The sequence below is a fragment of the Zhongshania antarctica genome (genome assembly GCF_014202945.1).
Classification (GTDB): Bacteria; Pseudomonadota; Gammaproteobacteria; order Pseudomonadales; family Spongiibacteraceae; genus Spongiibacter; species Spongiibacter antarcticus.
In genome coordinates this window covers 283018-308783 of record NZ_JACHHW010000006.1, presented here as the reverse complement: position 1 = coordinate 308783, position 25766 = coordinate 283018, and the positions used below count along the sequence as shown (strand labels likewise).

Sequence of the window (25766 nt, the reverse complement as noted above, 5' to 3'; positions counted from 1 at the left end):
GCAACTGCGGGCAGACGCTGCGACAAAGTGTCGCAGGCCACAGCTACGCTCCCTTGTTAAACTGCGCCTTCGCTAAATTTGCCGTAACCCCGCCCAACCTAAATAGGACGCTATTATGCGCAAGCTTGCCTTTACGCTGTCGTTGCTGGCCGCCGCGCCAGTTCTTGCCCATCAAGGTGCAGACCAAAATCAAATTGCCCAACCGGCACTGGCCAGCGGCGCAATTCGTCACGCGCCACTCGGCGTGATGGGCGACCACGTGCATAAAACTGGGGAGTGGATGTTCTCCTACCGTTATATGCGCATGGAAATGGACGGTAATTTATACGGCAGTGATTCAATTTCCGCGGCCGAAATCACCGGCACCATGATGAACCCCGGCCGGTATATGGTGGCGCCACTTAAAATGACTATGGAGATGCATATGTTGGGTGCGATGTATGCGCCTAGTGATACCCTCACCATTATGGCAATGTTGCCGCTACTGAATAAAAATATGGATCACCGTAGCCGCATGGGCGCGGAATTTACGACCGCAACCGACGGCGTTGGTGATGCGTCGCTAGCTGCCTTGCTGAGTGTTTACCAGGCCGCAGATAAATCGGCGGGTGTGCATTTAAATCTCGGTGTCAGTCTGCCGACGGGCTCGATTGATGAGCGCGACGACACCCCCGCGATGGCCAATGCTAAACTGCCCTACGCCATGCAATTGGGTTCCGGCACCTATGATTTAAAACCGGGCGTAACGTATCAAGCTTATTCAGCACTATATAACTTGGGCGCCCAGGCGCAGGCCACTTTACGTAGCGGGGAAAATGATAATGACTACCGCTTGGGCAATCGCTATGAAGTGAGCGCTTGGCTGGCCCGGAACTGGTCGCCTGCACTGAGCAGTGGGCTGCGTATAAAACACAGTAGTTGGGCCGATATTCACGGCGCTGATCCCGACTTAAACCCCATGATGGTGCCCACCGCTGATACTCGCGCTCAGGGTGGTGAACGCAGCGAACTACTCATTAGCGCCAATTATTTATTCCGCGCCGGTGCCCTAAAAAATCATCGTTTGGCTTTGGAGTACGGCGTGCCCATCTATCAAGAATTGGATGGCCCACAAATGGAAATGCAGAATTCCATGAGCTTGGGCTGGCAGTACGCACCTTAATGAATGTTTCACCGAGGGATAGTAGGCTGGGCTGTGTCTAATACAAATCGACTTCAAGGTATTTGTAATTAAAGGATTTAGCGTATGTCTCGCCGTTTGTTAGTTTCTATTCATTTGTACCTCGCCGCTTTTTTTGCGCCGATGGTGATTATCATGGCGGTGTCCGGTGGTTTGCACTTGCTGGGCGTTAAAGAGGTAATGACCAGTACCGAATTAGGCTATGTGGCTGGACTTAAGCTCGATGCCGACAGTTCCAGTTTAAACAGCGATGTGCACACCGCCCTGCAAAGCCTAGGCGTAGAGGCGCGCTTTGAATATGTGAAAGCTAAAGGCCGCGAATTTTCTACGCGGCCGAGCAACCGGGAACACTATCGTTTAAGTCAAAAAGCCGACGGTGTGTCGATTACGACGGTATCGCCAAATTGGCAAGCGGCGCTGATGGAATTACACATGGGCCACGGCCCGCGCTGGTATAAGTGGTTTGAAACAGGGTTTGCACTGGGCCTCATTATTATCATGATTAGCGGCCTCTATTTAGGTTTGATGAGTGCAGCCTATCGGCGCCAGACCTTGGTGTTGTGCAGTGTTGGTCTGCTGCTATTTTTGGCCCTCGGGTTTTTGTAAAGTCCGCTCTTTAATGCCATTGAATTACTCTGTTAGTTCAATGGCGTTTGTCGCCGCTTCGTTCCGATAGACTTCACCGATAATGCACGCCGCTGGGTAACCCGCCTCGCGCAAGGCCTGTACGCACTCCACTGCACGGGTTTGCGGCACGCTGGCCAATAGGCCGCCTGAAGTTTGAGGGTCGAATAACAGCGGGTATACCCTGTGGTTACGCCATGCTTCTGCGTTTTTGACGACCGCGCCAATCCGCTGATTTTGAGTCTGTAAGCTGCTGCTAATGCCATTTGCTAAACACCTTAGTGCGCCGTCTAAAGCGGGGATGCAGCCGAGTTTAAGGCGTGCAGACAAGCCGCTGGGCTTTAGCATCTCGACCAAATGGCCTAACAAGCCAAAGCCGGTAACGTCGGTGCAGGCGCTGGCACCGTGGGCGTGAAAAATCGCGCCGGCGCTGCGATTGCTGCTGAGCATGGCCGCCAAGGCGCCTTCCAACCATTTGCCCTGGGCCTGCAATTGGCCGTGGGCCGCAAACAAAGTGCCGGTGCCAAGCGCTTGGCTTAGTATTAACACCTCGTGCTCGTGCAGGTCGGCCTTGGTGAGTACTGCGTCTGGCGCAGCTAATCCGTTCACCACAAAACCAATGCTGAGTTCAGCTGCTTCGCTGGTGTGGCCGCCGGTCAGGCTGCAGTGATTGTCATTAAGCACTTTCACCGCGCCGCTCATTAATTGCAGTAGATCGCGTTCGGTTATCTTCTCGCCGGCAAAGGGCAAACTGGCAATCGCCATTGCACTTTGGGCTTGGGCGTTCATGGCAAACAAATCACTTAAGGCGTGCTGGGCGGCAATTTGGCCGAGTAAATACGGCTCGTCGATAAAGGCGCGAAAGTGGTCAACGCTTTGTAATAGCAGTTGCGGCGCCGCGCATTGGTCTTGATTTACCCAGATGGCGGCGGCGTCGTCGGGGGCGTCTAAGCCCCAGGCGATATCGTCGCGCTGGACAGGGCTTAACTGCTTAATCACTTTGCTGAGGGTGCTGGCGCCGACCTTGGCGCCGCAGCCACCACAACGCATTGCCTGTGCATCGCTCGGGGTTTCGTCGCCGCTAATGAAGGGATCGACAAACTGCACCCTAGCCTGATTAGTGCCCATGCTGAGTTCGCTAAACATAGCCATAAAGCGGCGATCAATTTTGTCTTTCCAGCGCCAGACCCAGTCGCCACTCAGTGTTGGCCAAAAGGGCCGGTGGGCGATGGCAGCTTGCCTGCCCAGCGCCAAAATGCTTAAAAAATCGTGTTGCGGACGATGTTGTTTTAAGAGCTGGCCCAATAGCTTGCGCTGCAAATTAGCGAATAACACCGGCCCTTGGCGCACCGCGAATACGCCAGCTGCCGGGCGAGGGTGATTCACTTGCTGGGCGATGTCGCCGGCGGCAAACACAAAGTCGTGGCTGAGTGACTGCAGGCTGTCATTTATCGCGATAAAGCCATTGGCGTCGCAGGCAAGGCCAGAGCGCTTAGGCCAGTCCGCGGCTTTGGCGTTGGTACACCAAAAAATATGTTCGCTGTGCAATGAGTGATTTTTATCTTGGCCATGACCTGTCCCCGCAATATCAATGCGCTGGTCAGCGATATTGACGACCTTGGCCTCGGCATGCAGTTGAATGCCCTTGGCCTGTAAGGCGGCATTCACGACCTTACGGATGCGATGCGGATAGGCTTTTAGTAATTCCGCGCTGGAGTACAGCAGATGATAGCTGGGCGTAGCGATGTCTGGGTATTGGCTAATGGCGTATTGCATGGCCAGTATTAATTCAACACCCGCGGCGCCGCCACCGACCACACTGATGGCTGCGGGTGCTTTTGCTCGGCGCAGCGCTGCAAGAGTGTGTTGCCAGCGGGGATAAAAATCACTGATCGGTTTCACCGGCGTGGCGAATTGCTCGGCTCCGGCAATGCTCAAATCTGGTGTTATACCGCTGTTGATCGACAGCAGATCGAAGCCAATGGGCGGACGGTCTTTGCCGGTTAGCAGCAGCTGCTTTTGCTCAAGATCAATAGCCACCACGCTGGCCTGTATAAAGCGCGCACCGGCAAATTGGCAAAGCCGCATTAAGTCGATATGGGCGTCGTCAAATTGATAGTGACCGGCAACCAGACCCGGCAACATACCCGAGTAAGGGGTTTGCACCTGCGGCGAGATCACGGTGAGCCGCACGCCAGCCAGCGGCTGCATGCCCCACATTTTTATGACTTGGGCATGGGCGTGGCCGCCACCGATAAGCACGAGGTCGCGATAGTTCACTGCGGGGGGGATTGCCATGCTCATGTATTGTTATCGGCTTTTATTGGTGGTGGCCTACAGGGTCTCAGGGGATGGTCGCAGATGCAATCGCTGGCGTAGGTTGCGGGCGAACATATCGGCGATAATATTCAGTATAGCGGCGCAGAGAATCAAGAGCAGCGCGCGGTCAAAACGAAACTCTTCAAAGGCCGAGTCGATATAAAAGCCTAAGGTGCCAATACCGAGCATACCGAGAATGGCTGTCTCGCGCATAATGACCTCCCAGCGGTAGAGTAAAAGGGCCAGAAATTGGCGATAAACTCGCGGCAGTATTTCATAGCTGTAGCGATTGATGCCGGTGCAGGCATCCTCGCGTAACACTAACTCGCCGCTGTAGCGCCCCAGCAAATGGGCAATGATCGCCCCGTTGTGAATGCCCAGCGCGAGTATGGCGGGCAGCATCGATGGCCCCAATAACAACAGGCCGATAAAGGCCAGTAAATACTCGGGCAGGGTGCGGGCAATAATTAAAAAGCCATCGCCTAGGCTGCGTTTTAGCGGGCTAAAAAACTGCCGTGAATTAAGTGGAAACCACGCCAGACTGAGTATGGCAGTGAGCAGTAGGGCGATCTGGCTGAGGATTAAGGTGCTGGTCACGCCCGGTAGAATTTGTTGCTGCCAGAGCATCGCCAGCCAATCGAACACGGCGACATAATCAATATTGGCCTTATTGCGCAGCGGCGCGGGAATAATATCTTCGCTAAGAAAACGCGCAATATTTGCCCAGCTGAAATGCGCGTTGGGCGGCAAATAAATAAGTGCGGCAACTAAATACACTGGCAATAGCGCTTTTTTTAGCCACCAGCGCAGGCTAACCACAATGGCCAGCAGCACATAGAGCAGGGCGGCGGCGTCATTGTATTGGCCATTGCCCAGCGCAGTTTCTAAATGGTAGCCGAGGGTGGGCAGGCCAACAAAACCTAAAACAATACTCGAGCGAATTGCGCACTCAAAGCGGTAGCTGGTGTATTGCAGCAGTGGCCGCCACGCTAGTGGCAATGTGGTGTAGAAAAAGGCGCTAAGCCCTGCGCTCTGCAATAGGTTGTTGCGTGGCGCGGCCTCGGTCTCCTCAAATAATTCGCCGTAAATTTTCGCTAGGGTACCGGCATAGGGGATGGCAATGGCGAGCAAACCCGTGAGCGGCGATAGCCCAAATAATTGAATAAAAATCAGCGCCCAAAACAATTCGTGAATCGCGCGTATAAAAGCGCAAAAGCCCCGCACTGCGGGGTGGCGATACAGCAGCGCCAGTATAAAGCCCGCGGCGCTGGCCAGTGCCATACCCTGAAGGGCAAAGGCGAGGGTGTTAAAGGCGCTGCTGGCAATTTCGCGATAAGACCAGAAGTTGGGCGCCATTAGTCCTTGCGCCATGCGCAGTAATTCTTGGCCGGGGCTGGCGCGATGCATGTCGATGTCGGCAAACAGCAGGGCGATAAAGCCAGCCAGCGCCAGCCATAAACTTAATTTAAGTCGGGTATTGTTGTGGGGGCGAGTCTTAACGTTCATTACGCTTGATACAGCGCAGCTAGTTGCTCGGCCGTTACCTGCGCACTCGGCAAATCAAAGACGATGGCGCCGTCTTTTAAGCCGACAATACGCTGGCAAACGCGCAGCGCTTGTTCGGTATCGTGTAGGGCTAGCACTATGGTCTGATGGCGCTGGCTGATCAGGCTGAGTATTTTGTCGGCTTGTATGGCATCAACTGCCGACACTGGCTCGTCGCCAATAAAAATTGCCTGTTGCTGATACAGAGCGCGGCCAATGGCCACGCGTTGCTGCTGGCCGCCAGAGAGTTCGTCTGCCCTGCGGTGCAGTTCATCGCGCAATTCAACACTTTCCGCCAATACTTGTATTTCAGTCTTGGGCCCAGCGAAGGGCCGCAGTAAATTAGCGAGGTTGTAGAGCGAGGAACGACGACTGAGGCCACCCATATAAATGTTGTGGTAGGCGCTGAGCATGGGCACCAGTCCCGCGTGTTGCGGGCACCACGCGATCTTGGTCGCTTGCACACTGCGCAAATGCTTAAGCAGGGTAGACTTGCCCGCCCCAGAGGGGCCGACCAGTGCCACGCTTTCGCCTTCGCGAATAGTCAGCGACACGTCCTTGACTACCGTCTGTTCGCGGTACTTTAAACTAATATTGTGCAGCTCGAACATAGCGGGTTTAGCTCTATTCGGCATCCATCAAGCCAATGGCCATGGCGGTGTCTTTAATCGGCTGATAATCGTCGTTAGTGGCTTCAACAAAGGACTGGCGGGGAAACGCGGCCAGAATTTCGGCGTCGCTAATATTCAATAAGCTCTGTTTAACTTTGGCCTTAAAGCCTGTGCCCCAGCGCGCATCTACGTCACCGCGAATACTCCACTGATAATCTGGGTAGCTGGGGGTTTGCCAAATAACACTCACTTCGCTTGGGTCGATAATGCCCGCGGCGAGTTCGTCTTCCCACACTTTGTAATTCACTGCGCCGAGCTCATAGGCGCCGGACTGCACCAGTGCAATGGTGCGGCTGTGGTCGTCGGAAAAACCCACTCGTGTAAAAATTTGCTCGGGGGATTTTTTAAAATGCTCGCGAATATAAAATTCCGGCATTAAGCGGCCAGAGGTAGACCCCTTGGCTCCAAAGGTGAATGTCTTGTTAGCGATACCCGCTGGAAAATCGTCAGACATGCTCAGGCCGCTGCGCTTATTGGCAATTAGGTAGGTCACAAAAAACTGATCTTCGTAGCCTTGAGCAATGGCTTCACTGCCCGCCACGAGTTCCCGCGCCTGCACGCCAGACAAGCCGCCAAACCAAGCGAGCTGTACTTGGTTGTTGCGATACGCGGTTACCGCTGCGGCGTAGCTTTTGACCGGCACGTATTTTACTTTTACGCCCAGTTCTTTCTCTAAATACGCCGCAACCTTGCCAAAGCGTTCCTGCAGACGCGACTCGTCCTGATCTGGAATGGCCGTGAAACTAAAGGTCTCAGCAAGGGCGCTAAGACTAATCGAACTTGAGACGAGCAGCGCTGTTAAAACAGTCAATAACCGCACGGGATTCTCCTGTAGAGAGTGAGTAAAGGGAATTATATTGGCGTGTAATGTTGTGCCCAAGCCACGATCTCATCTTTGTTGCCGCGAAAAATTTCGCGACCATCGCGGCGGCTTTGTTGATAGTCGTACATGGGGTCGTAATAATTGCTTAGCAGCACTTCTATGCCGGGGCGAAAGCTATCGGCAATGCCGGTGTTTTCAAGCTCGCTGAGCGCGGCGCTGAATATTGTCATTAGCACTTTGTGGCGGTCACCGCCGAGGCGTTTGCGAATACGATTGAGATTGCCAAGAATTTGCTCACGGAATTTTTCGCTGCCCAGCTCTTCGCCAAAGGCTTGGATGTATTCCGGCCGCGCACTAAGCACGTACTCCTCTAGGGCGATGTCGATCCGCTCTTCAAGCGGGGTTTCCAATACGGCCAGTGGCGCCTGTTGCATGGTGGCCTGCAGCTCAAGTGGCAAGGTCACCGAGCCAATCATATGGCCCTCGTCTTCGGTGAACAATGGCGACAGGGGGTGGGCGTCGCGCAGCTTTAAAACCGCAATACTCAAGGTGTTTTCAAAATCAATCTGTGCAGGCTGAGGCATAACCTGACGGCCAAAGGCCGAGCCGCGATGATTGGCGAAACCCTCTAAATCAAAACTGCGGGCAATGCGCTGAATAACCCGCGTTTTGCCGCTGCCGGTGCGGCCTGAAACGAGTATCAGTGGCGTGTTGGCTTCGCGCAAGGCGGCGCTGTGGATGTCGAGCTCATCAATTAAAAAGCGGCGCATGGCTTTGTAGCCGCCGGTTATTAAGGGGTAATCAATACCCGCTTCTGCAATGAGTTTTTTACTGAGATTGGAGCGCAAACCGCCGCGAAAACAATATAAGTAGCCCTCGGGATATTGCTGAACATAGCGCGTCCAGTCAGCAATACGCTGGGCTTGAATGGCGGGGGTGGCAAGCGTCCAGCCCAGTGCAATGGCGGCATCTTGGCCCTGCTCTTTATAGCGGGTACCAATAACATGCCGCTGCTCATCGTCGAGCAGTGGAATATTAGTGGCGCAGGGAAAGGCGCCTTTATTGAATTCCACCGGCGCACGTACATCCAGCAAGGGAATGTCCTTGAGGAAGAGCGTGCGGAAATCATCGCTATTGCTGCGCTTGGTCATAAGCTTGTATTTAATTGAGAGGGCAGCAGTCTACGCTGAATAGCTCACGGAGAGAAGTTGGACGCGTGTGGGCCTTACAAAAGGCCCACATTGTCATCTAGCGTAGAGCAGCACAACCTGGGGAGGTGTGCTGTTTTCAGGCTTTCATCGCCGCTTTAACATCGGCTGGCTTTATCGGCAAATTGCGTAGACGGGCGCCAACGGCATTGAAAATCGCGTTGCCAATGGCTGGCGCTACCGCAATAACGCCCGGCTCGCCGAGCCCCGTCGGGAACTCGGTGTTCTGCACAAAGCTGATGTCCAGCTCGGGCACGTCGCTCATACGCAGTGGCGTGTAGGTATTGAGATTGCGGTCAGCGACCTGGCCCTCTTTAATCGCGGTGCCCTCGTGCAGTGCCATGCTCAAACCCCATAGCATCGCGCCTTCCGTTTGCGCGAGGGCGCCGTCGGGGTGAACTACAATGCCGCAGTCCATCACGCTGGTTAGCTTAATGACGCTCACCTTGCCGGAGCTAGGGTCTACTTTAACGTGGGCAATACAGGCGCTCCAGGTGGGCATGCCGCGCTCTTGGCCTGCCGCAACGGCGAGTCCTAAACCTTCATTGTTGGGCAATTTGCGGCCCCAGTTGGCTCTGGTTTTGGCCTCTTGCAGTACATGGGCTAAACGCTTGGCGCCGCCGACGGCTTCCGGCGCTTTACCGGCGTTTTTACCTTTGGCGTCTAGCAGTTTTAGACGGAAGCTGGCTGGGTCCTCACCCTGAGCATGAGCGACTTCGTCCATAAAGGATTCAACGCCCCAGCCAATCCAGCCCGGTCCCACTGCGCGCAACCAGCCGGGCACAAAGGTTTTTTGGGCTAAGGTATTATTGATGGCGCGCACGCGATGGTTGTTTAGGCTATACCAGTGGTCGGCACCACTGATAGAGAAAGTGTCGACCTTGGTTTTTTTGTCGACACTGTCGGGCATAAAGCCGGGCGCCATGGTGAGGGTTGGCCAGCCCGCCGCAGCGGCGTGTTCAATGCCCTGTAAGGCGTTGTCGGCATCCCAGTAGGCGGCAAAATGCTGTACCGAGGGCGAGCGAATACAGTCAAAACGGGAGTCGTCTTCGCGGGTGAAAACCAATTTTACCGGCTTGCCGGTGGCTTTTGCGGTGAGTGCTGCGGGCAGCATATAGTCACCCGCCAGACGTCGGCCAAAGCCGCCACCGAGGTAGTGCTGGTGAATGATTACTTTGTCTTCACTCAGGCCCACTGACTTGGCCACCACCGGCAGAAAAAGCGATTGCCACTGGTTGCCGGTATACACATGGCAGATACCGTCTTTAAACTCGACGGTGGCGTTAACCGGCTCTAGCGCAAAGTGCAAAACAGAGGACGTGCGGTAGAGGCCTTCGATGGATTTTTTCGCTTGTTTCGCGGCGATGTCGATATTGCCGTGTTCAACAAACAGCCCGCCAGAGGATTTGTCGGCAACCAGTCGCTCGCCCTCAGCGATCAGGTCTTGCTCACTGACGTCGGCGGTTTCCCCGGCTTTGTACGTTATCTTGACCGCGTCGGCGGCCTTGATCGCGCCGTGGTAGGTGTCGGCTAACACCGAGACCCAGCCCTGTAATATTTCGGCGGGATCTTCTAGCACTTTATAGCCGATATAGCCTTTCACTTGTTTCGCTGCGCTGTCGTCGACGTTTAGCACCGATGACCCATAGCGGGTAGGTGGAATCAGCGGGCGCGCGTAGATCATGCCGTCGAGTTCGGCGTCGATGCCATAACGCGCTGCACCAGTGGATTTGGCGGGAATATCCAGCGCCTTGCTCGGTTTGGCAATGAGGGTGCGCTTGGCTGCGGGCTTGGGCGAAAACGCGGCAAGCTCCTCGTCGCTATAGGTTTTATCGATCTTGCCGCGTTTAACAATCTCGGCAAAGTCCATGCGTTTGCTGCCACAAATAACTTGGCTGTTCTCCGTTCTACAGTCTTTGGCAGCAACCCCGAGTAGTGTCGCAGCGGCTTCAATTAGCGCCTCGCGACCCGCTGCACCGGCTTGGGACATGGGTACATAGGACTGGAATACTGACCACGATCCGCCGGTCACCATATAGCCCCACTTAGGATCGGTATCGACATGCTTGAAACTCACACGGTTCCAATCCGCACCAAGTTCGTCGGCAACAATACGTGCTAGCGCTGTACCCACATGCTGGCCCATTTCGGCGCGGGTTACGTTCACCAGAATAGCGCCGGTTTGGTCTATTTCAAACCAGATCGTGGGATTGAACTGTTTATTTCCTAAGCGCTCCGAGGCGGGTGTATTACCGGCTAACGCGACACTCGGGGCAAAGGCCATCATTAGACCGGCAGTTGTAGAGCCGATCAAAAACTGACGACGGCTATAATCTGTGTTTTTGTCATTCGCGATTCGCGACATCTTAGCTTACTCCCTGTTCGTCAGTTTGCGCCGAGAGGCTGTTGTCGACCACGGTCTGCCGCTTCGGGTCATATATTTGAATGACACCGTCGCTACTTTGGGCAGCACTTTTAATGGCGCGCTTAATACGCACATAAGACATGCAGCGGCATAAATTTCCCGACATATATTGAACGATCTCTTCATCTGTGGGATTGGCTTTGTCTGCCAATAGCGCTGCGGCCTGCATGATCTGGCCAGACTGACAGTAGCCGCATTGGGGCACCTGTTCCTCTACCCAAGTTTTTTGTAGCGGGTGGCGAGCCTCTAAGCCTTCAATGGTGCGGATGTCGGCGTTGCTAACGGCGGCGAGCGGCAGCGAGCAAGAGCGCATCGGATTGCCGTTCATGTGCACGGTGCAGGCGCCACACATGGCGATGCCGCAACCGAATTTGGTGCCCTTGAGGCCAAATTCATCGCGAATCACCCAGAGTAGCGGGGTGTCTCCCGGTGCACTTGAGGAGATCTTCTTGCCGTTTAGTGTGAAAGTGGTCATTCGTTCCATCCTCATTAATATTGAGCTGTGTCTTAAACGCTGTGAATCAGTGTAGTTCAGTTTGAGTTGACGTGCGTTTTACTTGCTACGCTGTCGGCTTAGCCGCGTCGTGAACCGCGATCCAATCTTCTTCGACTGTTAACGCAATTTTTGCGCGTTTTAATGCCAGTTGGCGGTGATACTCGGCAGCCGCTTGCATCTCTGCGTCGCCGATTGCCGCAAGGGAGTGAAGCGCTTTCTGTAGACGCACCGATACTTCCACTAGGCCTGCGCCGTCACGGCCAATTGCGGTAAACGCATCGTCGAACATATCGCGCACGGATATCTCGGCGACTTCGACGCGATCGTAAACGGGCCGTTGGTCTTGGTTTGCTGTTGCCGGTTCGCACCATTGGCTTAGCAGTCTTAGCAGTGTGCCCACCACATCGATTGCCGTACCCGGATCATTCACGGCCGGCGACAGGGCGCGGCTGGCAATTTCGGACAGTACAATCAGGCCAAAGCGTGGGTCGTCGTCAAAAAGGCGGCTGCTGCCGATTTGGAATGACTTGCCAATAGCCGCGGAGTCGATCTTGGGTTTATCCCCGGTAGCGGTAATGACCTGCGCGAGCGCTCGATCCGGCGATGCGAGCGTGCCTGGCAGGGCGGCCACCACAATTCGCGCTTGGTTTTCCTCAGCCCATATCTGCAGCGCGGCGATATCGATGTGTTGCACATAACCCACGCTCGTGGCGAACACCGGGTGTCCTTGACGACCGGACTGGACTGGCACGCCGCACAGCCGTGGTGCATTCCGCCGTCGCGCAAGGGCGCCAGCGGTGGCGTCTTCAATTTTGCCAATGGTTGATCCCATCCGGCCTAGGCGGGCAATGCGGTCAACCCAGCGAACAAAGGTCAGAATCACAACGCTGAAAACAAACACCGTTAGAACAAAAAGAATAAATAGGCCCGCGCTTCCGAAATAGTCATTCTTCAGCGCGGTTAACGCCACAATACTGAAAATGAAAGAGCCGACAAAGGTTGAGAGCGCGTTCTGAGATGCATCGTCTGCGACGACCAAGGGAAAAGACCTTGGCGTCGCGGTGTTTGCCGCTGAGGCGTAGGCCGACACCATTGACGCTACCGAAAAAGTCGCAATGACCAGCATACTTGCGGCCATCACGGACAGCAAAGACTCAACCGAGTCCTCCGCAATTACTGGCAGTATCTGCTTTAACGCCGTGCCGTCAGCCAATTTGGCAGCGAAGGCGATTGCGATCGAAAGCAGGCAAACCGCTAAGGGTTTTACCCAAAGGCGTTCGCGAAATCGATTGACGATAAATCGTATGCGATCAGCTGAAACAATAGAGGCCATCCCAATCTCCCGCGCGCAGCTTAGGTTCCAATTAGGTGTGTAGTACCTAGGAGTAACTGTTTTACTTTAATCTTGTGAGACCAACTAACACACTGATGGCACCGCCAACCATGCCCGCCCATGCTTCAATTGGCGTGTCGCCATTTAATGCTCGGCCAATTTGAGCGCTTGCTGAATCATAGATGTTGTAGCCCCACAGCGCCAAAGCAACACCCGCCACGACGAGCACAATACCAATAATTTTATTATTCATGTTCGCACCACGCGGTATAAAAATCGAATTAGCTTGATGCTTACATAAACACATAATGGCCGTTAAAAACACCAATAAAGAGACAGATCTTGTTACACGCTTGTGCGCGCCAAGACCTGCCCCGCAAGGTATCTAAAGGAGCTGGCCAATATGTTCTTGAGTGAAGGGCTTTAATTGATCAAGCTGACCATTTTTTACCTTGTTCACCCAATCAGCATTGGCAAGTAAGGCGCGGCCAATCGCAATGAGGTCGAACTCATTGCTGTCCATTTTTTCAAGCAAATTATCGATATTGGCTACTTCAGCGCCTTCGCCACGCATTGAAGAAATAAACTCTTGGTTGAGACCAACACTACCGACGCTAATGGTGGGCTTGCCGGTGATTTTTTTGGCCCAGCCCGCCAAGTTAAGGTCAGATCCCTCAAACTCAGGCTCCCAGAAACGGCGCTGGCTGCAGTGAAAAATATCCACGCCGGCGTCGCTTAAGGGCTTTAAGAATGCGGTCAACTCTTCTGAGGTATTGCAAAGTCGCGCCGTGTAATCTTGCTGTTTCCACTGCGACCAGCGGAACACAATCGGAAAGTCCTCGCCAACGCGTTCGCGCACGGCTTTTACAATCTCAATGGCAAATTGGCTGCGCGCCGCGAGACTGCCACCGTAGCGGTCGGTGCGGACATTGGTGTCTGCCCAAAAAAACTGATCGATCAAGTAACCGTGAGCGCCGTGAATCTCAACACCGTCAAAGCCAATTTGTTTCGCCTCAAAGGCTGCCTGTGCATAGTCGGCTACCAAGCCTTCGACTTCTTCGGTGCTGAGTGCTTCAAACACCTTTTTATCTTTAGATACGAGGCCCGAGGGGGACGCTGTGGGCGCGTCTGGAACAGGGCCGCTACCCGCGCGGCGAGTGGCGCCAATATGCCAAATTTGCGGCATAATCTTGCCGCCAACCGAGTGCACCGCCTCAACGACTTTTTTCCAGCCGGCCAGCGCCTCTTCACCGAAGAAGGACGGGTAGCTGGTGTTGTCGGTGGCTGCGGGGTGATTAATTAGCGTGCCTTCCGTAATGATCAAGCCAACGCCGCCTTCGGCGCGCTTGCGGTAGTACTCGGCAACGGCCTCGGTGGGCACGCCATTGGGTGAAAAGCCACGGGTCATAGGGGCCATCACGGTGCGGTTGGCGAGTTTAAGCTGGCCGAGTTCGAATGGCGTAAATAAAGCGCTGGTGTTCATGTGGCTACCTCGAATAAGACAATTAATGCATTTCATCACTAGCCGACTAGTATACTTTTTCAAAAATAGAAGATAATCAGCTAATATTACGAAATACTTTTGCTGGAATCACAATAATGGACAAGCTAAAAGCCATGCACCACCTGTGCTGTATCGCCGAGGTGGGGAGCTTCAGCGCAGCGGCCAAGCTCGCCAATGTGCCGGTATCCACCGTGTCGCGCAGTATTCAGGCGCTGGAGTCTGAGCTGGGGGCTGCGTTGTTAAAGCGCAGCACCCGCCATGTTGGCCTCACCGAGATCGGCAAAATTTATCTCAGCGAATCAAAAGACATACTGGCGGCGATAGACCGCGCAGAGGGCCGGGTAGGCAATTATCAAAATGCGCCGTCTGGGGTGCTGCGCATTAGCGCGCTGCCATACTACGGTGAATGCCGATTGCTGCCGCTACTGGAAGGGTTTCAAGCGCGCTACCCGCAAATCGTCATTGATCTCGAGCTGTCTAATCACACCGCCGACCTTCAGCGCGACGGCGTCGACATTGCTATTCGCGGCGGCAGTGAGCCCGACGGTCGCATTATTGCTCACCGTCTAGTCGATAACACTCACCGCCTGTGTGCTTCAAAGTCCTACATCAATAAATTCGGTATGCCGCAAACCATTGCCGAACTCAGTCTCCACCGCGCCCTGCTGTATCGCAGCCCCGCACAAGTTTGGCATTGGCATGTAGAATCCCGTGGCGCATGGCAACGGCTTGATATCAGCACCGCGCAAATTAGCAACAGCATACGCGTCATTCGCCAAGCGCTATTAACCGATCAAGGCCTGGCCATGCTGCCGAGCTGGAGCATAGAAGAAGAAATAGCCAATGGCAGCGTGGTTTGGGTGCCGCTGCCAGAAATTGTATCGACCACCGCTAGCCACCCAGCAGGCAGCGTGTATATGCTTTATCAGCAACCGCAGTACACCGTGCCCAAGATTAAGGTAGCGGTGGATTATTTTAAGGAGTTTCTGCAGTAGCGCCCGGTATGTATCTGGACTACCGAGTGGCTTGATTTAGGCGCAGCGAACGGGTATATTTCGTACATATTATTGTACATGTACAGGTTGTTGATAATGGAAAGCATAAGCTATACCTCCGCTCGGAGTAAACTTGCCAAGACCATGGAGCAGGTATGTAATGATCATGCGCCAATAGCCATCACCCGCAAGGGTGAAGGTGCTGTGGTAATGATTTCGATGGCGGACTACCAGGCCTTGGAAGAAACCGCCTATTTGTTGCGCAGCCCTAAAAATACGCGACGGTTAATAGAGTCTGTTGCCGAGCTTGAAGACGGCAAAGGACAGGCAAGGGAATTGCTTGAGTGAAATTGATTTTTGCTGAGAAGGCTTGGGAAGATTATCTCTACTGGCAAAAGACAGATAAGCAAATGCTTAAACGTATCAATGCGCTTATCAAAGAAATTCAGCGAGAGCCGTTTGAAGGGATTGGCAAGCCTGAGCCTTTGAAGCATGCCCTTTCTGGGTATTGGTCTCGGCGAATTAATGACGAGCATCGAATTGTTTATAAAATTAATCAAGAAGCCATTCTTATTGCGCAGTTGCGGTATCACTACTGAACCTAGGGTTAAGAAACTCGCGCTGGTGAGTCCCCCAGCGTTCAGGTGCATCTCGCGCTGACAAAAAATTATTTTTGCTTATTAATGAAATTGAAAAAATGCTGCGCGACACCGGCTGGATCTTCGACTTGAGGATAGTGGCCAATGGTCGCCAATTCACCTAAATAATCTAAACGACATTCCAGCTCTTTATAGCGCGCGACCATGTGCGCTCCAGAGACCGGATCTACTGAGCCATTTATTAAGGCTAATGGGATAGTCGAATTATGCAGGGCGTTCACCCAGCGTTCGCGATGTTGTTTGCGGTCCCGCATATAGGTGATTAAATTATGAAATATGTGCTTTCCGTCTTTCTCATTAATGAGCGCCCAAAAGAGCCTCAATTCTTCTTCGGTGGGTTTGGTGTGCTCACCAAATACGGAACTAAATCGCGCGCTAAATTGCGTATAGCCAGATAGCTTATTGAGCATTGGGCCCAAGGGACTCAGTAGTAATTTTTGGGTCAATATTGCGCGGTGTGTTTCAGGAAATAAGCCGCCATTTAAAAAACAGCAAGACAACCATGTGCCCGCGCCGACGCCTTGTTGCTGTCTTGCCAATAGCTCTTGGGCAACGGTGTCACCGTAGTCGTGAGCCAATACGTGGAATTCCGTTAAGGATTTGGCGGCTACCAGCGCCTCAACAATATCGGCTTGGCCATGAATGGAGTAGGTACGTACATTGGGTTTGTCTGAATAGCCAAAGCCCAGCATATCAAGTGTGACTAGGCGAAAGCGTGATTTAAGCGCATCCCAAATACTATGCCAGTCCCAGCTTGAGGTCGGGAATCCGTGGATAAGGAGCAATACCGGAAGGTCGCTCGGCCCCTCATCTTTAACAAATATTTGATGGTCCTTGAGCTCTAGCCACTCTCCGCTGGCCTTCCAGCTGGCAAGGGCTGTATTCAAGTTGCTTTTATTTTGAGTGTTCATGTTTACCCCAATATAACCATGCATTACGCAAATAGAGTGGACTAATGTTTTGCTATTAAAGCTGAACTTGACGTCTAGTTCAAGTTTTGGCTATATTGCGTAGATCAACCGTTTGATGCGCCGTACAAGTCGACAATTAGAGCCACGCAATGAAAGCCATACCAACCCAAGCGAGAGCCAAACAAAAACGCGCCGCCTTAATCGCGGCGGCAAGCGAGTGTTTTGTTAGCTACGGTTATCACAACACCACGGCAAAGACCGTGGCAAGCAAAGCGGGCGTCGCGACAGGTACTTTTTATCAGTATTTTGAAAATAAAGAAGACATGCTGCGCGTCATAGCAAAACAGCGCATGGAAGAGCTTTATCAGCAAGTGCCGTCGGCGACCGAGTTTCTTGAGCTTAGTAGCAATGTGGAAAAAGCCACTGTAAAACCGGGTGCGACAGAGCGGATCTTTCACCAAGTTCTGGAACTTATCTATGCTTTTCATGAGCAAGCGCCTGAGCTTCACCAAATATTAGAACAGCGCAAAGAGCTCGATCCTGAGCTGGCCGAAATTTTAGGCCAAGGCGAAAAAATGCTTTACGACCGCGTACTGATGTTTGTGAATCGCTTTAATATTGAAAACGCCGATGCCGTTGCCTTTAATCTTTTTGCCATGGCAGAGGGCTTGGTGCATCGCCAAGTATTTAGCCGCCCAATGCAATCGAAAGCCCTTACATTACAACTGGGTGCAGCCATGCTCGCCAGTTATTTCGATAACTTATAAAAATAGAGATAATAACTCATGAGTTCATCAGCAATAGTCGACACCCTCATTCAGAATGCAAAGATCTTTAATAACGGTGAAGCCGCTGTTGTAGAAGACATTGCCATTGCCGACGGTAAAATAGTGGCAAGAGGTAAAAATCTAGATGCGGAGGGCGCGGCTCGGGTAATCGATGGCAGTGGTAAATGGCTTATGCCGGGGCTGTTTGATATCCATACCCACTACGATCTAGAACTCGAAGTCGCACCAGGATTACCCGAGTCGGTGCGGCACGGTACTACCTCCGTTGTTATCGCGAATTGCAGTTTAGGTTTGGCGTTCGGTAATCAGCGCAGCGGTGATATCGACCCAATTGTTGATTGCTTTGCTAGAGTGGAAAATCTACCAAAGTCCTTGTTGCGCAGCTGCGCAGACAAAGTCGATTGGGATTCACCAAAAGCGTATTTGGAACATTTAGAACAACTTAATCTAGGGCCTAATGTCGTCACCCTATTCCCGCACTCAATGTTACGTATTGATGCCATGGGATTTGATGCCAGTATTAGCCGCGACCCCAGTGACAGTGAATTAAAGGCCATGCAAGCTACCTTGGGCGCTGCGCTTAAAATGGGTTACGCGGGTATTTCGACTGACGCCTTGCCCTTTCATTACTTGGCCAATCAGCCCAATTGCGAAAAAACCATACCCACGCAATTTGCCAAATACGAAGAAATCAAAGAATTGACTCAGGTCGTGCGTGACAACGGCGCGGTATGGCAGGCAACGCCGCCTAAAGATAGTGCAATTAACACGATAAAAACCTTTTTGTTGACCAGCGGACGACTGCATAAGCGACCATTGCGCACCACCGTGGTGGCTGCCTTAGATGTGGCGAATAACCGGAAAATTCTACGATTAGCGAAGTTGCTCAGCCGACTTCTAAACTCAAAGTTTCTTCGCGGTGATTTTCATCTTCAGGCCTTGGGTGCACCGTTTAAAGTATGGTCAGACGGCGCTATAACGCCATTGTCAGAAGAGATACCTGAGCTGCGAAAACTGAATGAAACCGACATGGAAGATCGCGGCGCGCGGCTACGTATCCTGAATGACGCCGATTACATTAAAGCGTTTAGGGCAATGTGGCTAAAGGGTAAGCATGGTTGGAGCGTGGCGAGGTTAAAACGTATTCTCAATATGGAAGACTATGCTTTCAATCGTAACTTAAGTGATATGACCGTGGAAGGCTGCCCAATTGATAACTGGGTAGGTTTGAATATGCAGCACCTGCTCGACCGGATAATCGCGATCAAGCGCGGCGAGACGCCGAGCGGCTGTAATGAAGCAGAAAAAGAGGTTATCAACAGTGACTTCTTTTGGATCAGCGACGAAGCAGACTTTATGCTGCAATTGTTGCGTAGTTTTGATCTTGATCTTAGCTGGAGCACGGTTACTGCCAACCGCAACCCCGAGACTATTCGCGAATTATTAATGAATCCCTTGCTTATGCCGGGCTTCAACGACTGCGGCGCGCACCTGACCAATATGGCGTTCTACGATGTGAATTTGCGCAGCCTCAAACTCGCCTCCAGCGGTGGCGATAAAGACGTCTCGTATATGGTGAAGCGACTAAGCAAAGATGCCGCCGATCTTTTTGGTGTTAAAGGCGGCACTATTAATGTAGGCGATGTTGCCGATTTGATTTTGGTCGACCCACAGGCGCTCGCGAACTACGACGGTGAAGCTCAGGTAATTCGCCAGTTCCGCGCCGAATACAATCACGATCAATTAGTAAATCGCTCTGACGGTGTGGTACCGCTGGTCATGATTGCCGGTAATGTCGCCTGGGAGCATGATGACTTCTCTAGCCAGTTTGGCAAAAAGCCGATGGGCCGTTTGCTTAGGGCGGTAGCACACTGAGGATACGGCGCTCGCCTTCGCAAGGGCGACGGTATTGTGGTGCCGCGAGCGCAGTTGCTGCCGCGCCGCACCCAAAGTACTCACCGGGCATTGTTGGCGCACTTTAATTGTGCGCGTCGCTATCGTCCGTATTTTATGTGACAGGAGTAGAGATGCATTTTTCTGGTGCTTTTGCCATGGCTTTCTATTCCCTCGTTGTTTTTCTTTCTTAAAACATTAGCTTAGCTATTTGTTTCTAAGTTGGTTCGTTATTTGCTGTGTCACTTGTAACAAAAAACTCGTGTGAGGAAGTGCTCCGTGGCTTATATCGAACCCAATGAATTTGCGAAAAAAATGGTTGACGCTGGCGAATCTAAGATCTTCATGTCGGCCAGAGATACGTTGGTACGGGCCTATATGGCAGGTGCTATTTTGGCGCTCGCGGCTTTTTTTGCAATAACCGTAACCGTTAAAACGGGGAACCCTTTGGTAGGCGCGCTGCTTTTCCCTGTTGGCTTTATCATGCTTTACCTGATGAAGTTTGACTTGCTTACTGGGGTGTTTACCCTTGTGCCTTTGGCTATTATTGATAAGCGCGCGGGCTGTACAGTAAAGCAAATGTTGCGTAATTGGGGGTTGGTGTTTATTGGCAATTTCGCTGGGGCCTTGTCGGTTGCCTTCTTTGCATCCTTTATTCTGACCTATGGTTATAACACTGACGGCGGCGCCTTGGCGGCCAAGGTCGGCAGCATTGGTGAGTCGCGGACCCTTGGTTACAAGGCCCATGGCGAGGGTGGCTGGTTTACGATCTTTATTCGCGGCATGCTGTGCAACTGGATGGTGTCGATGGGCGTCGTTGGCGCAATGATTTCCACCTCTGCCTCTAGCAAAATGGCGGCGATGTGGATGCCAATTATGCTGTTCTTTTACATGGGCTTCGAACACTCGATTGTGAATATGTTCCTGTTCCCCTTCTCGATGATTATGGGTGGCGAATTTACTATTGCTGACTACTTGTTCTGGAATGAAATTCCTACGGTATTAGGGAATCTGGCTGGTGGTTTCTTGCTGGTTGGTTTACCGCTTTACCTGACTCATGTTAGAACTAGTCCAGAGCGTAAACTGGTTTAACCACCACCATTTATTAACTGGAGCTCCCCGCGTCTAACAACGCGGGGCTTTTCTATGAAAGCTAAGTTGCTAAAAGTTTCTGCGGGCCAGTGTTCCGGTGCTGGGCGAAAGCCAGTGAATCAGGATTTTCACGGACTGCTGATTCCTGCAGAGGCGCAACTTAGTGCCAAGGGTATTGCGGTCGCGATTGCCGATGGCATCAGCAGCAGTCAAGTAAGTCAGCTTGCAAGCGAAACCGCAGTAAAAACATTTTTAAGCGATTATTACTGCACTAGCGATGCCTGGTCAGTGAAAACCTCGGCCTTAAAAGTCTTGGCGGCGAGCAATGCCTGGCTTTATGCGCAAACCCAAAACAGTCCCTATCGTCTAGATAAAGACAAAGGCTATATTTGCACCTTTAGCGCGGTGGTTTTTAAATCAAATACCGCCTATGTGTTTCACTGCGGTGATACTCGGGTGTACCGAGTGCTTGGCGACAGCTTAGAATTATTAACTCAGGATCACCGAAGGGTGGTGTCTGAGGACGTGAGTTATTTGTCCCGCGCGCTGGGCATGCAGTCGCGACTTGAAATGGATCACCTAGAACTCCCGATAGAGCCAGGCGATACCTATGTCTTGGCAACCGATGGCGTGTACGAATATGTATCCGACAAAGCGATTGCTCACGCGATAAATACCCATGAGGGAGATTTAGACGCCCTCGCCGCCCAACTGCTGGATGAGGCATTAAAAGCCAACAGCCCAGATAACTTAACGCTGCAAATTGTGCGTATAGAGGAGGTGCCAGATAAGCAGCGCGATGAGGTTCGCCAATTATTAGAAAATTTGAGTCCGCCGCCAATATTGTCACCGCGGCAGAACTTTGAGGGTTACACCATAATCCGTGAACTGCATATTAGCAGTCGAAGTCATGTGTTTTTAGCTGCAGATACCCTGAGCGGCGAGCACGTGGTTATTAAAACTCCTGCAGCTGAAACCCGGGACAATCGCGAACACCTAGAAACCATGTTGTTGGAAGATTGGATAGGGCGGCGTATTGACAGCGTTAATGTGTTGCGCTCCATAGCTCCCCATTCCAGTCAGCGCTATATTTATACGGTAACGGAATTTGTCGACGGTAAAAGCCTTTTCCAATGGATGCTAGACAATCCTACGCCCGCCATAAATGAGGTGCGCGGTATTGTTGAACAAATCGCCAACGGCCTTCGGGCTTTGCACCGTCTTGAAATAGTACACCAGGATTTGCGCCCCCAGAACATTATGATCGACAGCGCGGGCACCGTAAAAATCATCGATTTTGGCGCGGCTAAAGTCGCGGGACTTGCCGAAACCTGCCGCCGTAATCTCGGGGTGGTCGGCACTATGCAGTATTCCGCGCCAGAGTATTTTTTAGATTTTGACGGCAGTAGCCGCTCAGACATATTTTCACTGGGGGTAATTGTCTACCAAATGCTATGCGGCGAATTGCCCTACGGCAACGAAGTCTGCCGTGCGAGTACTCGGCAGGCGCAGGCAAGATTGGCGTATAAGCCCCTGGCCTTAGTGCGCGCCGATTTACCCGGCTGGGTAGACTACGCAATTTCCCAAGCGCTTCAGATCCAGCCCGAAAAGCGTTACCAAGAAGTCTCGGAATTTGTTTACGATTTACAAAATCCCAATAGCCGCTATTTAAATAAGGCCAAACCGCCAATTATCGAGCGCAACCCCGTATTGTTTTGGCAAGTTATATCGGCGGCCTTACTGGCCGTGATTGCGATTCAAAATATACGCTAGTAATACCAGGAGATTGATTGACGGTGTGAGAGCGTAAAGTGGCTGACGCCACTTTACGCAGTGCAGCGGCTTTACCAGCTTTTGTAGGGCAAAAATTTTCCGTTCATTGTGATTACAACCCTGTCGCCTTTGGGGTTCTCTTCTTTATCAACATCCATCGAAAAATCAATGGCGCTCATAATCCCGTCACCGAACTGCTCTTGAATAACCTCTTTCAAAGTATCGCCATAAACGCCAACGATTTCATAAAGGCGATAAATAAGCGGATCTTGCGGCACATCCCAGCCCCAAGTTTTAGTCGGATAGCTCATTAAGGTCGCCTTGGCCTCGGGCGGTAATTCGAGTAATGCGCACAACTTATCTGCTGGAGCTTCGGGCATGCTGTTCATACCTAGGCAAGCGGATGTTAGCCATACCTTGCCAACACCAAGATCATCAGCAATCGCTTCCCATGTTAGGCTTTTTGCTTGCTTCGCAAGCACGATAATTTCGGTTAATTCCTCTCGGTTCATGTGCATACCTTTGTTGGTTTATTTTAGGTATGTAAATCATTCAAGATGTATGCCAGCGGTCGAATTTTTTCGATTCATGTCTAAGCTTTTGGGCAGTGTATGGTGCGGTCAGTGATGCAAGAATTTTGAATCCGTGAAGCGTTCTGGCGTTTCCGCGTCAGCGTTACGGTTTTATGAAGAAAAAGGCTTGATAAGGCCTGTTGGCCGACGGGGAATACGCCGCCAATTTCGTAGTAGTGTTTTGGAGCGTTTGGCGCTTATTGCATTAGGCCGCTCTGCGGGATTCTCATTAGGTGAAATCGCAAAATGTTAGGCCCTGATGGGGAGCCGCAGATAGATTGCCAGTTGCTTGCTGATAAGGCGGAGGGATTTGATAGTTCAATTCGACAATTAAAATCAATGCGGGATGGTCTTCGCCATGCGGCGGTGTGTTCGGCGCCAAGTCATATGGAGTGCCCCAAGTTTCGCCGTTTATTGGGTTTAGCTGCCGCTGGGGTTATCGGTGCTTATGAGGAGAAAAAGCCGCTGCGTAAGCGGAAGTCTAAATGAGTTTTTCTGTCTTGGTTAATCGCTACTTGAATTTATTAGTTCTGCGTTACAGATAATACGTTTGATTTTCACTTCGTTGCTGGGATGGACCCCTGCCTTCGCAGGGGCGGTGATCGGCCGTCGCAGGAGTGACGAGCAGTTGTAAACGTCGCTCGGAGTTTTGAGTTAAGTCGACGTCATGCCTGCGCAGGCAGGCATCCATGTGAACGTAGTGAATGCTTTTTCGTCAGACACCCGACACCCGACACCCGACACCCGACACCCGACACCCGACATCCGTCGTCCGACAATCGCTACCGCAACTCAAAATCATCCGCATCCAAATGCGCGGGAAACTTTTCCCTAAACCCCTGCAAATCGGCAAATGATATTTCAGCGGTAAGTATCGCGGGGGTGTGGGCAATAGTTTGTGCCAGGGGCTGGCCTAGGTAGTCGAGGATGACGCTGTCGCCGCTGTAATTGATGCCGTTGCCGTCTTCGCCTACACGGTTCACGCCAATAACATAGCTTTGGTTTTCGATGGCTCTGGCGGTGAGTAGGGATGACCAAGCGTGGCGGCGGGGTTCTGGCCAATTAGCAACAAAGATCAATACGTCGTAGTCGTTACGGTTACGGCAGAACACGGGGAAGCGCAGGTCGTAGCAGACTTGCAGGCATAGTCTGAAGCCTTGGTATTCGACTATTTTGCGCTCGCTGCCGGCGGCGTAGTGCGTGTGTTCGCCGGCCATGCGGAATAGGTGGTGTTTGTCGTAGTGGCTTTCGCTCTCTGGGCTTACCCAATACAGGCGATTGTAGAAGTTGCCATTTTCTTCAACCGCGACGGAGCCGGTAATAGCGATATTGTGTTGCTGGCTCATATCCCGCAACCAACGCAGGCTTGGGCCATCGGCGGCTTCGGCGATTTGTTCCGGCGCCATAGAGAAGCCGGTGGTGAACATTTCAGGTAAGACCAGTAGGTCAGCTTCCCCGAGACTGTCAATAAGGTCGCTGAAGTAGGCGAGGTTGGCTTCGCGGTCTTGCCAGTACAGGGGCGATTGCAGCGCGGCTATTTTCATCGTAGTGCTTCTTTCTATAGTCGTTTAATTACAGGGCGCAGAGTTTGGCGGCGGCATCTAATAGGGTCTGTTCGCGCTTGGCAAAACAGAAACGGATGATGCGGCTATTCGGCGGGGTTTTATAGAACACCGACAGCGGAATGGCGGCAACGCCGTGCTGGCGAGTTAGCTCCTCACAAAAGTCGACGTCGTTTTTGTCGCTAATGGCGCTGTAGTCGGCCAAAGCAAAATAAGTGCCGGCGCTGGGCAGCATGTTAAAGCGTGATGCCTGCATAGCGTTAATAAAGCAGTCGCGTTTGCTGCGGTAAAAACCCCCTAGGCCGTGAACCTCGTCGCTATATTCGTTAAGCATATCAGTCACAGCGTACTGGGCTGGTGTAAAACTGGTGAAGGTGACGAACTGGTGTATTTTACGAAATTCCGCGCTCAGGGCTGGCGGCGCAATGCAGTAGCCCAGCTTCCAGCCGGTGGCGTGAAAGGTTTTGCCAAAGGAAGAAACGATAAAGGTGCGGTCATATAGGGCCGGATAGCGGTGGGCGCTAATGCGGGCTTGGTCGAAGACAATGTGTTCATAGACCTCGTCGCTTATCACAAGCAGGTTGTGTTGCTCTGCCAAGTTGGCGAGGGCCTGCCAGTCGTTGTCGCTAAATACGGTAGCGGTGGGGTTGTGTGGGCTGTTGACGATAATCAGCCGGGTTTTCGGCGACACTGCGGCGGCGATTTGCTGCCAATCTGGCTGGTAGCTCGGCGGCATTAGGCTGATGTGCTTACATATACCCCCCGCCAAGGTCACCGCCGGCGCGTAGCTGTCGTAGGCTGGGTCGAGCAGAATCACTTCATCGCAGGGGTTAACCACGGCTTGAATGGCAACGAACAGCGCTTCGGTAGCGCCAGAGGCCAAGGTGACTTCGGTGTCCGGGTCAATTGCGCGGCCGTAGCATTCTTGGGTAAGGGTCGCGATGGCGTGGCGCAACTCAGGAATGCCGTTCATGGGCGCGTATTGGTTTTTGCCGTTGTGGGCGTGGTGGCTAAGTCGGTCTAGCAGATACTCATTGGGCGTGAAATCTGGGAAGCCTTGGGACAAGTTGATGGCGTCACACTCGCTAGCCATGGCTGACATCACTGAAAATATGGTGGTGCCAACGTCGGGAAGTTTACTTTTCAATGTTGAGTCCTTGGCGCTGGGAACGATTGTTTGCTGCCCGAGTTTACTACAGATAAGTGGTCGGAGAGAAAAGCCTCTTGGTGCCAACGTTTGCTTTGCCATAGCGACGGGCGGCGACAAAAATAGCTAATGAAGCGCTTTATATCGAGTATTCCGAACTTTTGTTTTCAGTGATCACATCTGGGTCGTGGCACTCTTTGCTTGCGCCTTTGTTGTGCGCTTAGGTGAGGTGATAGCTGGGACATT

The 25766-nt window shown here is 52.4% G+C and carries 25 protein-coding genes; 11 read left to right on the top strand and 14 right to left on the bottom strand.

Going from position 1 to position 25766, the window contains the following annotated elements:
• Positions 1–115: 115 nt before the first annotated feature.
• Complete coding sequence (locus tag HNQ57_RS12600) at positions 116–1162, top strand: transporter (RefSeq protein WP_184463473.1); 1047 nt, start codon at positions 116–118, stop codon at positions 1160–1162.
• An 84-nt stretch (positions 1163–1246) separates the two neighbouring features.
• Positions 1247–1786 (top strand): PepSY-associated TM helix domain-containing protein, encoded by a 540-nt coding sequence (locus tag HNQ57_RS12595; protein ID WP_184463471.1) that lies wholly within the window; start codon positions 1247–1249, stop codon positions 1784–1786.
• A gap of 24 nt (positions 1787–1810) precedes the next feature.
• Here the strand turns inward: HNQ57_RS12595 and selD are convergent, their stop codons facing one another.
• From selD to HNQ57_RS12545, 10 genes are all read right to left on the bottom strand, one after another.
• Complete coding sequence (gene selD, locus HNQ57_RS12590) at positions 1811–4108, bottom strand: selenide, water dikinase SelD (protein WP_184463469.1); 2298 nt, start codon at positions 4106–4108, stop codon at positions 1811–1813.
• A 30-nt stretch (positions 4109–4138) separates the two neighbouring features.
• The gene (locus HNQ57_RS12585) at positions 4139–5629 is read right to left on the bottom strand and encodes a PhnE/PtxC family ABC transporter permease (protein ID WP_184463467.1); all 1491 of its coding nucleotides are present in this window, start codon (positions 5627–5629) and stop codon (positions 4139–4141) included.
• Positions 5629–6279, bottom strand: a complete 651-nt coding sequence (locus tag HNQ57_RS12580; RefSeq protein WP_184463465.1) for an ATP-binding cassette domain-containing protein — start codon at positions 6277–6279, stop codon at positions 5629–5631. The genes HNQ57_RS12585 and HNQ57_RS12580 overlap by 1 nt, the downstream gene beginning before the upstream one ends.
• A gap of 13 nt (positions 6280–6292) precedes the next feature.
• Positions 6293–7159, bottom strand: a complete 867-nt coding sequence (locus tag HNQ57_RS12575; protein ID WP_184463463.1) for a putative selenate ABC transporter substrate-binding protein — start codon at positions 7157–7159, stop codon at positions 6293–6295.
• Positions 7160–7191: 32 nt separating this feature from the next.
• The gene (gene mnmH / locus HNQ57_RS12570) at positions 7192–8313 is read right to left on the bottom strand and encodes a tRNA 2-selenouridine(34) synthase MnmH (protein ID WP_184463461.1); all 1122 of its coding nucleotides are present in this window, start codon (positions 8311–8313) and stop codon (positions 7192–7194) included.
• Positions 8314–8449: 136 nt separating this feature from the next.
• Entirely contained in the window at positions 8450–10735 is a 2286-nt protein-coding gene (locus HNQ57_RS12565) for a xanthine dehydrogenase family protein molybdopterin-binding subunit (RefSeq protein WP_184463459.1), read from the bottom strand.
• A 1-nt stretch (position 10736) separates the two neighbouring features.
• Positions 10737–11270: a (2Fe-2S)-binding protein gene (locus HNQ57_RS12560; RefSeq protein ID WP_184463457.1), complete on the bottom strand. Its 534-nt coding sequence runs from the start codon at positions 11268–11270 to the stop codon at positions 10737–10739.
• Positions 11271–11355: 85 nt separating this feature from the next.
• On the bottom strand, positions 11356–12624 hold the full coding sequence (locus HNQ57_RS12555; protein WP_184463455.1) for a DUF2254 domain-containing protein: 1269 nt from the start codon (positions 12622–12624) through the stop codon (positions 11356–11358).
• A 61-nt stretch (positions 12625–12685) separates the two neighbouring features.
• Positions 12686–12877: a DUF3185 family protein gene (locus HNQ57_RS12550; protein ID WP_184463453.1), complete on the bottom strand. Its 192-nt coding sequence runs from the start codon at positions 12875–12877 to the stop codon at positions 12686–12688.
• A gap of 132 nt (positions 12878–13009) precedes the next feature.
• Positions 13010–14107, bottom strand: coding sequence for an NADH:flavin oxidoreductase (locus HNQ57_RS12545; RefSeq protein ID WP_184463451.1), 1098 nt, complete (start codon positions 14105–14107; stop codon positions 13010–13012).
• A gap of 116 nt (positions 14108–14223) precedes the next feature.
• Between HNQ57_RS12545 and HNQ57_RS12540 the strand changes: the two genes are divergently transcribed.
• From HNQ57_RS12540 to HNQ57_RS12530, 3 genes are all read left to right on the top strand, one after another.
• Entirely contained in the window at positions 14224–15123 is a 900-nt protein-coding gene (locus HNQ57_RS12540; RefSeq protein ID WP_184463449.1) for a LysR family transcriptional regulator, read from the top strand.
• 96 nt (positions 15124–15219) lie between these two features.
• On the top strand, positions 15220–15471 hold the full coding sequence (locus HNQ57_RS12535) for a type II toxin-antitoxin system Phd/YefM family antitoxin (RefSeq protein WP_184463447.1): 252 nt from the start codon (positions 15220–15222) through the stop codon (positions 15469–15471).
• The gene (locus tag HNQ57_RS12530) at positions 15468–15722 is read left to right on the top strand and encodes a Txe/YoeB family addiction module toxin (RefSeq protein ID WP_184463445.1); all 255 of its coding nucleotides are present in this window, start codon (positions 15468–15470) and stop codon (positions 15720–15722) included. Before HNQ57_RS12535 ends, HNQ57_RS12530 begins: the two co-directional genes overlap by 4 nt.
• A 68-nt stretch (positions 15723–15790) precedes the next feature.
• On the opposite strand, the gene HNQ57_RS12525 is transcribed toward HNQ57_RS12530, so the two are convergent.
• On the bottom strand, positions 15791–16693 hold the full coding sequence (locus tag HNQ57_RS12525; RefSeq protein WP_184463443.1) for an alpha/beta fold hydrolase: 903 nt from the start codon (positions 16691–16693) through the stop codon (positions 15791–15793).
• Between the two features lie 149 nt (positions 16694–16842).
• Between HNQ57_RS12525 and HNQ57_RS12520 the strand changes: the two genes are divergently transcribed.
• From HNQ57_RS12520 to HNQ57_RS12505, 4 genes are all read left to right on the top strand, one after another.
• Positions 16843–17460 (top strand): TetR/AcrR family transcriptional regulator, encoded by a 618-nt coding sequence (locus HNQ57_RS12520; RefSeq protein WP_184463441.1) that lies wholly within the window; start codon positions 16843–16845, stop codon positions 17458–17460.
• An 18-nt stretch (positions 17461–17478) separates the two neighbouring features.
• A complete protein-coding gene (locus tag HNQ57_RS12515) occupies positions 17479–19356 on the top strand; it encodes an N-acyl-D-amino-acid deacylase family protein (protein WP_184463440.1) in 1878 nt (625 codons plus the stop codon).
• A gap of 297 nt (positions 19357–19653) precedes the next feature.
• Positions 19654–20466, top strand: coding sequence for a formate/nitrite transporter family protein (locus tag HNQ57_RS12510; protein ID WP_184463438.1), 813 nt, complete (start codon positions 19654–19656; stop codon positions 20464–20466).
• 54 nt (positions 20467–20520) lie between these two features.
• A complete protein-coding gene (locus HNQ57_RS12505) occupies positions 20521–22239 on the top strand; it encodes a bifunctional protein-serine/threonine kinase/phosphatase (RefSeq protein ID WP_184463436.1) in 1719 nt (572 codons plus the stop codon).
• A gap of 71 nt (positions 22240–22310) precedes the next feature.
• On the opposite strand, the gene cynS is transcribed toward HNQ57_RS12505, so the two are convergent.
• Positions 22311–22751 carry a cyanase gene (gene cynS / locus HNQ57_RS12500; protein WP_184463434.1) on the bottom strand — a complete coding sequence of 147 codons (441 nt, stop codon included), beginning with the start codon at positions 22749–22751 and terminating at the stop codon, positions 22311–22313.
• A gap of 133 nt (positions 22752–22884) precedes the next feature.
• Between cynS and HNQ57_RS18245 the strand changes: the two genes are divergently transcribed.
• The gene (locus HNQ57_RS18245) at positions 22885–23064 is read left to right on the top strand and encodes a MerR family transcriptional regulator (protein WP_420825307.1); all 180 of its coding nucleotides are present in this window, start codon (positions 22885–22887) and stop codon (positions 23062–23064) included.
• Positions 23058–23300 (top strand): MerR family transcriptional regulator, encoded by a 243-nt coding sequence (locus HNQ57_RS18240; RefSeq protein ID WP_420825306.1) that lies wholly within the window; start codon positions 23058–23060, stop codon positions 23298–23300. The genes HNQ57_RS18245 and HNQ57_RS18240 overlap by 7 nt, the downstream gene beginning before the upstream one ends.
• A 293-nt stretch (positions 23301–23593) precedes the next feature.
• Here the strand turns inward: HNQ57_RS18240 and HNQ57_RS12490 are convergent, their stop codons facing one another.
• Together HNQ57_RS12490 and HNQ57_RS12485 are read right to left on the bottom strand one after the other, a co-directional pair.
• Entirely contained in the window at positions 23594–24355 is a 762-nt protein-coding gene (locus HNQ57_RS12490) for an amidohydrolase (protein ID WP_184463432.1), read from the bottom strand.
• A gap of 28 nt (positions 24356–24383) precedes the next feature.
• A complete protein-coding gene (locus HNQ57_RS12485; RefSeq protein WP_184463430.1) occupies positions 24384–25520 on the bottom strand; it encodes a methionine aminotransferase in 1137 nt (378 codons plus the stop codon).
• Positions 25521–25766: the final 246 nt, after the last annotated feature.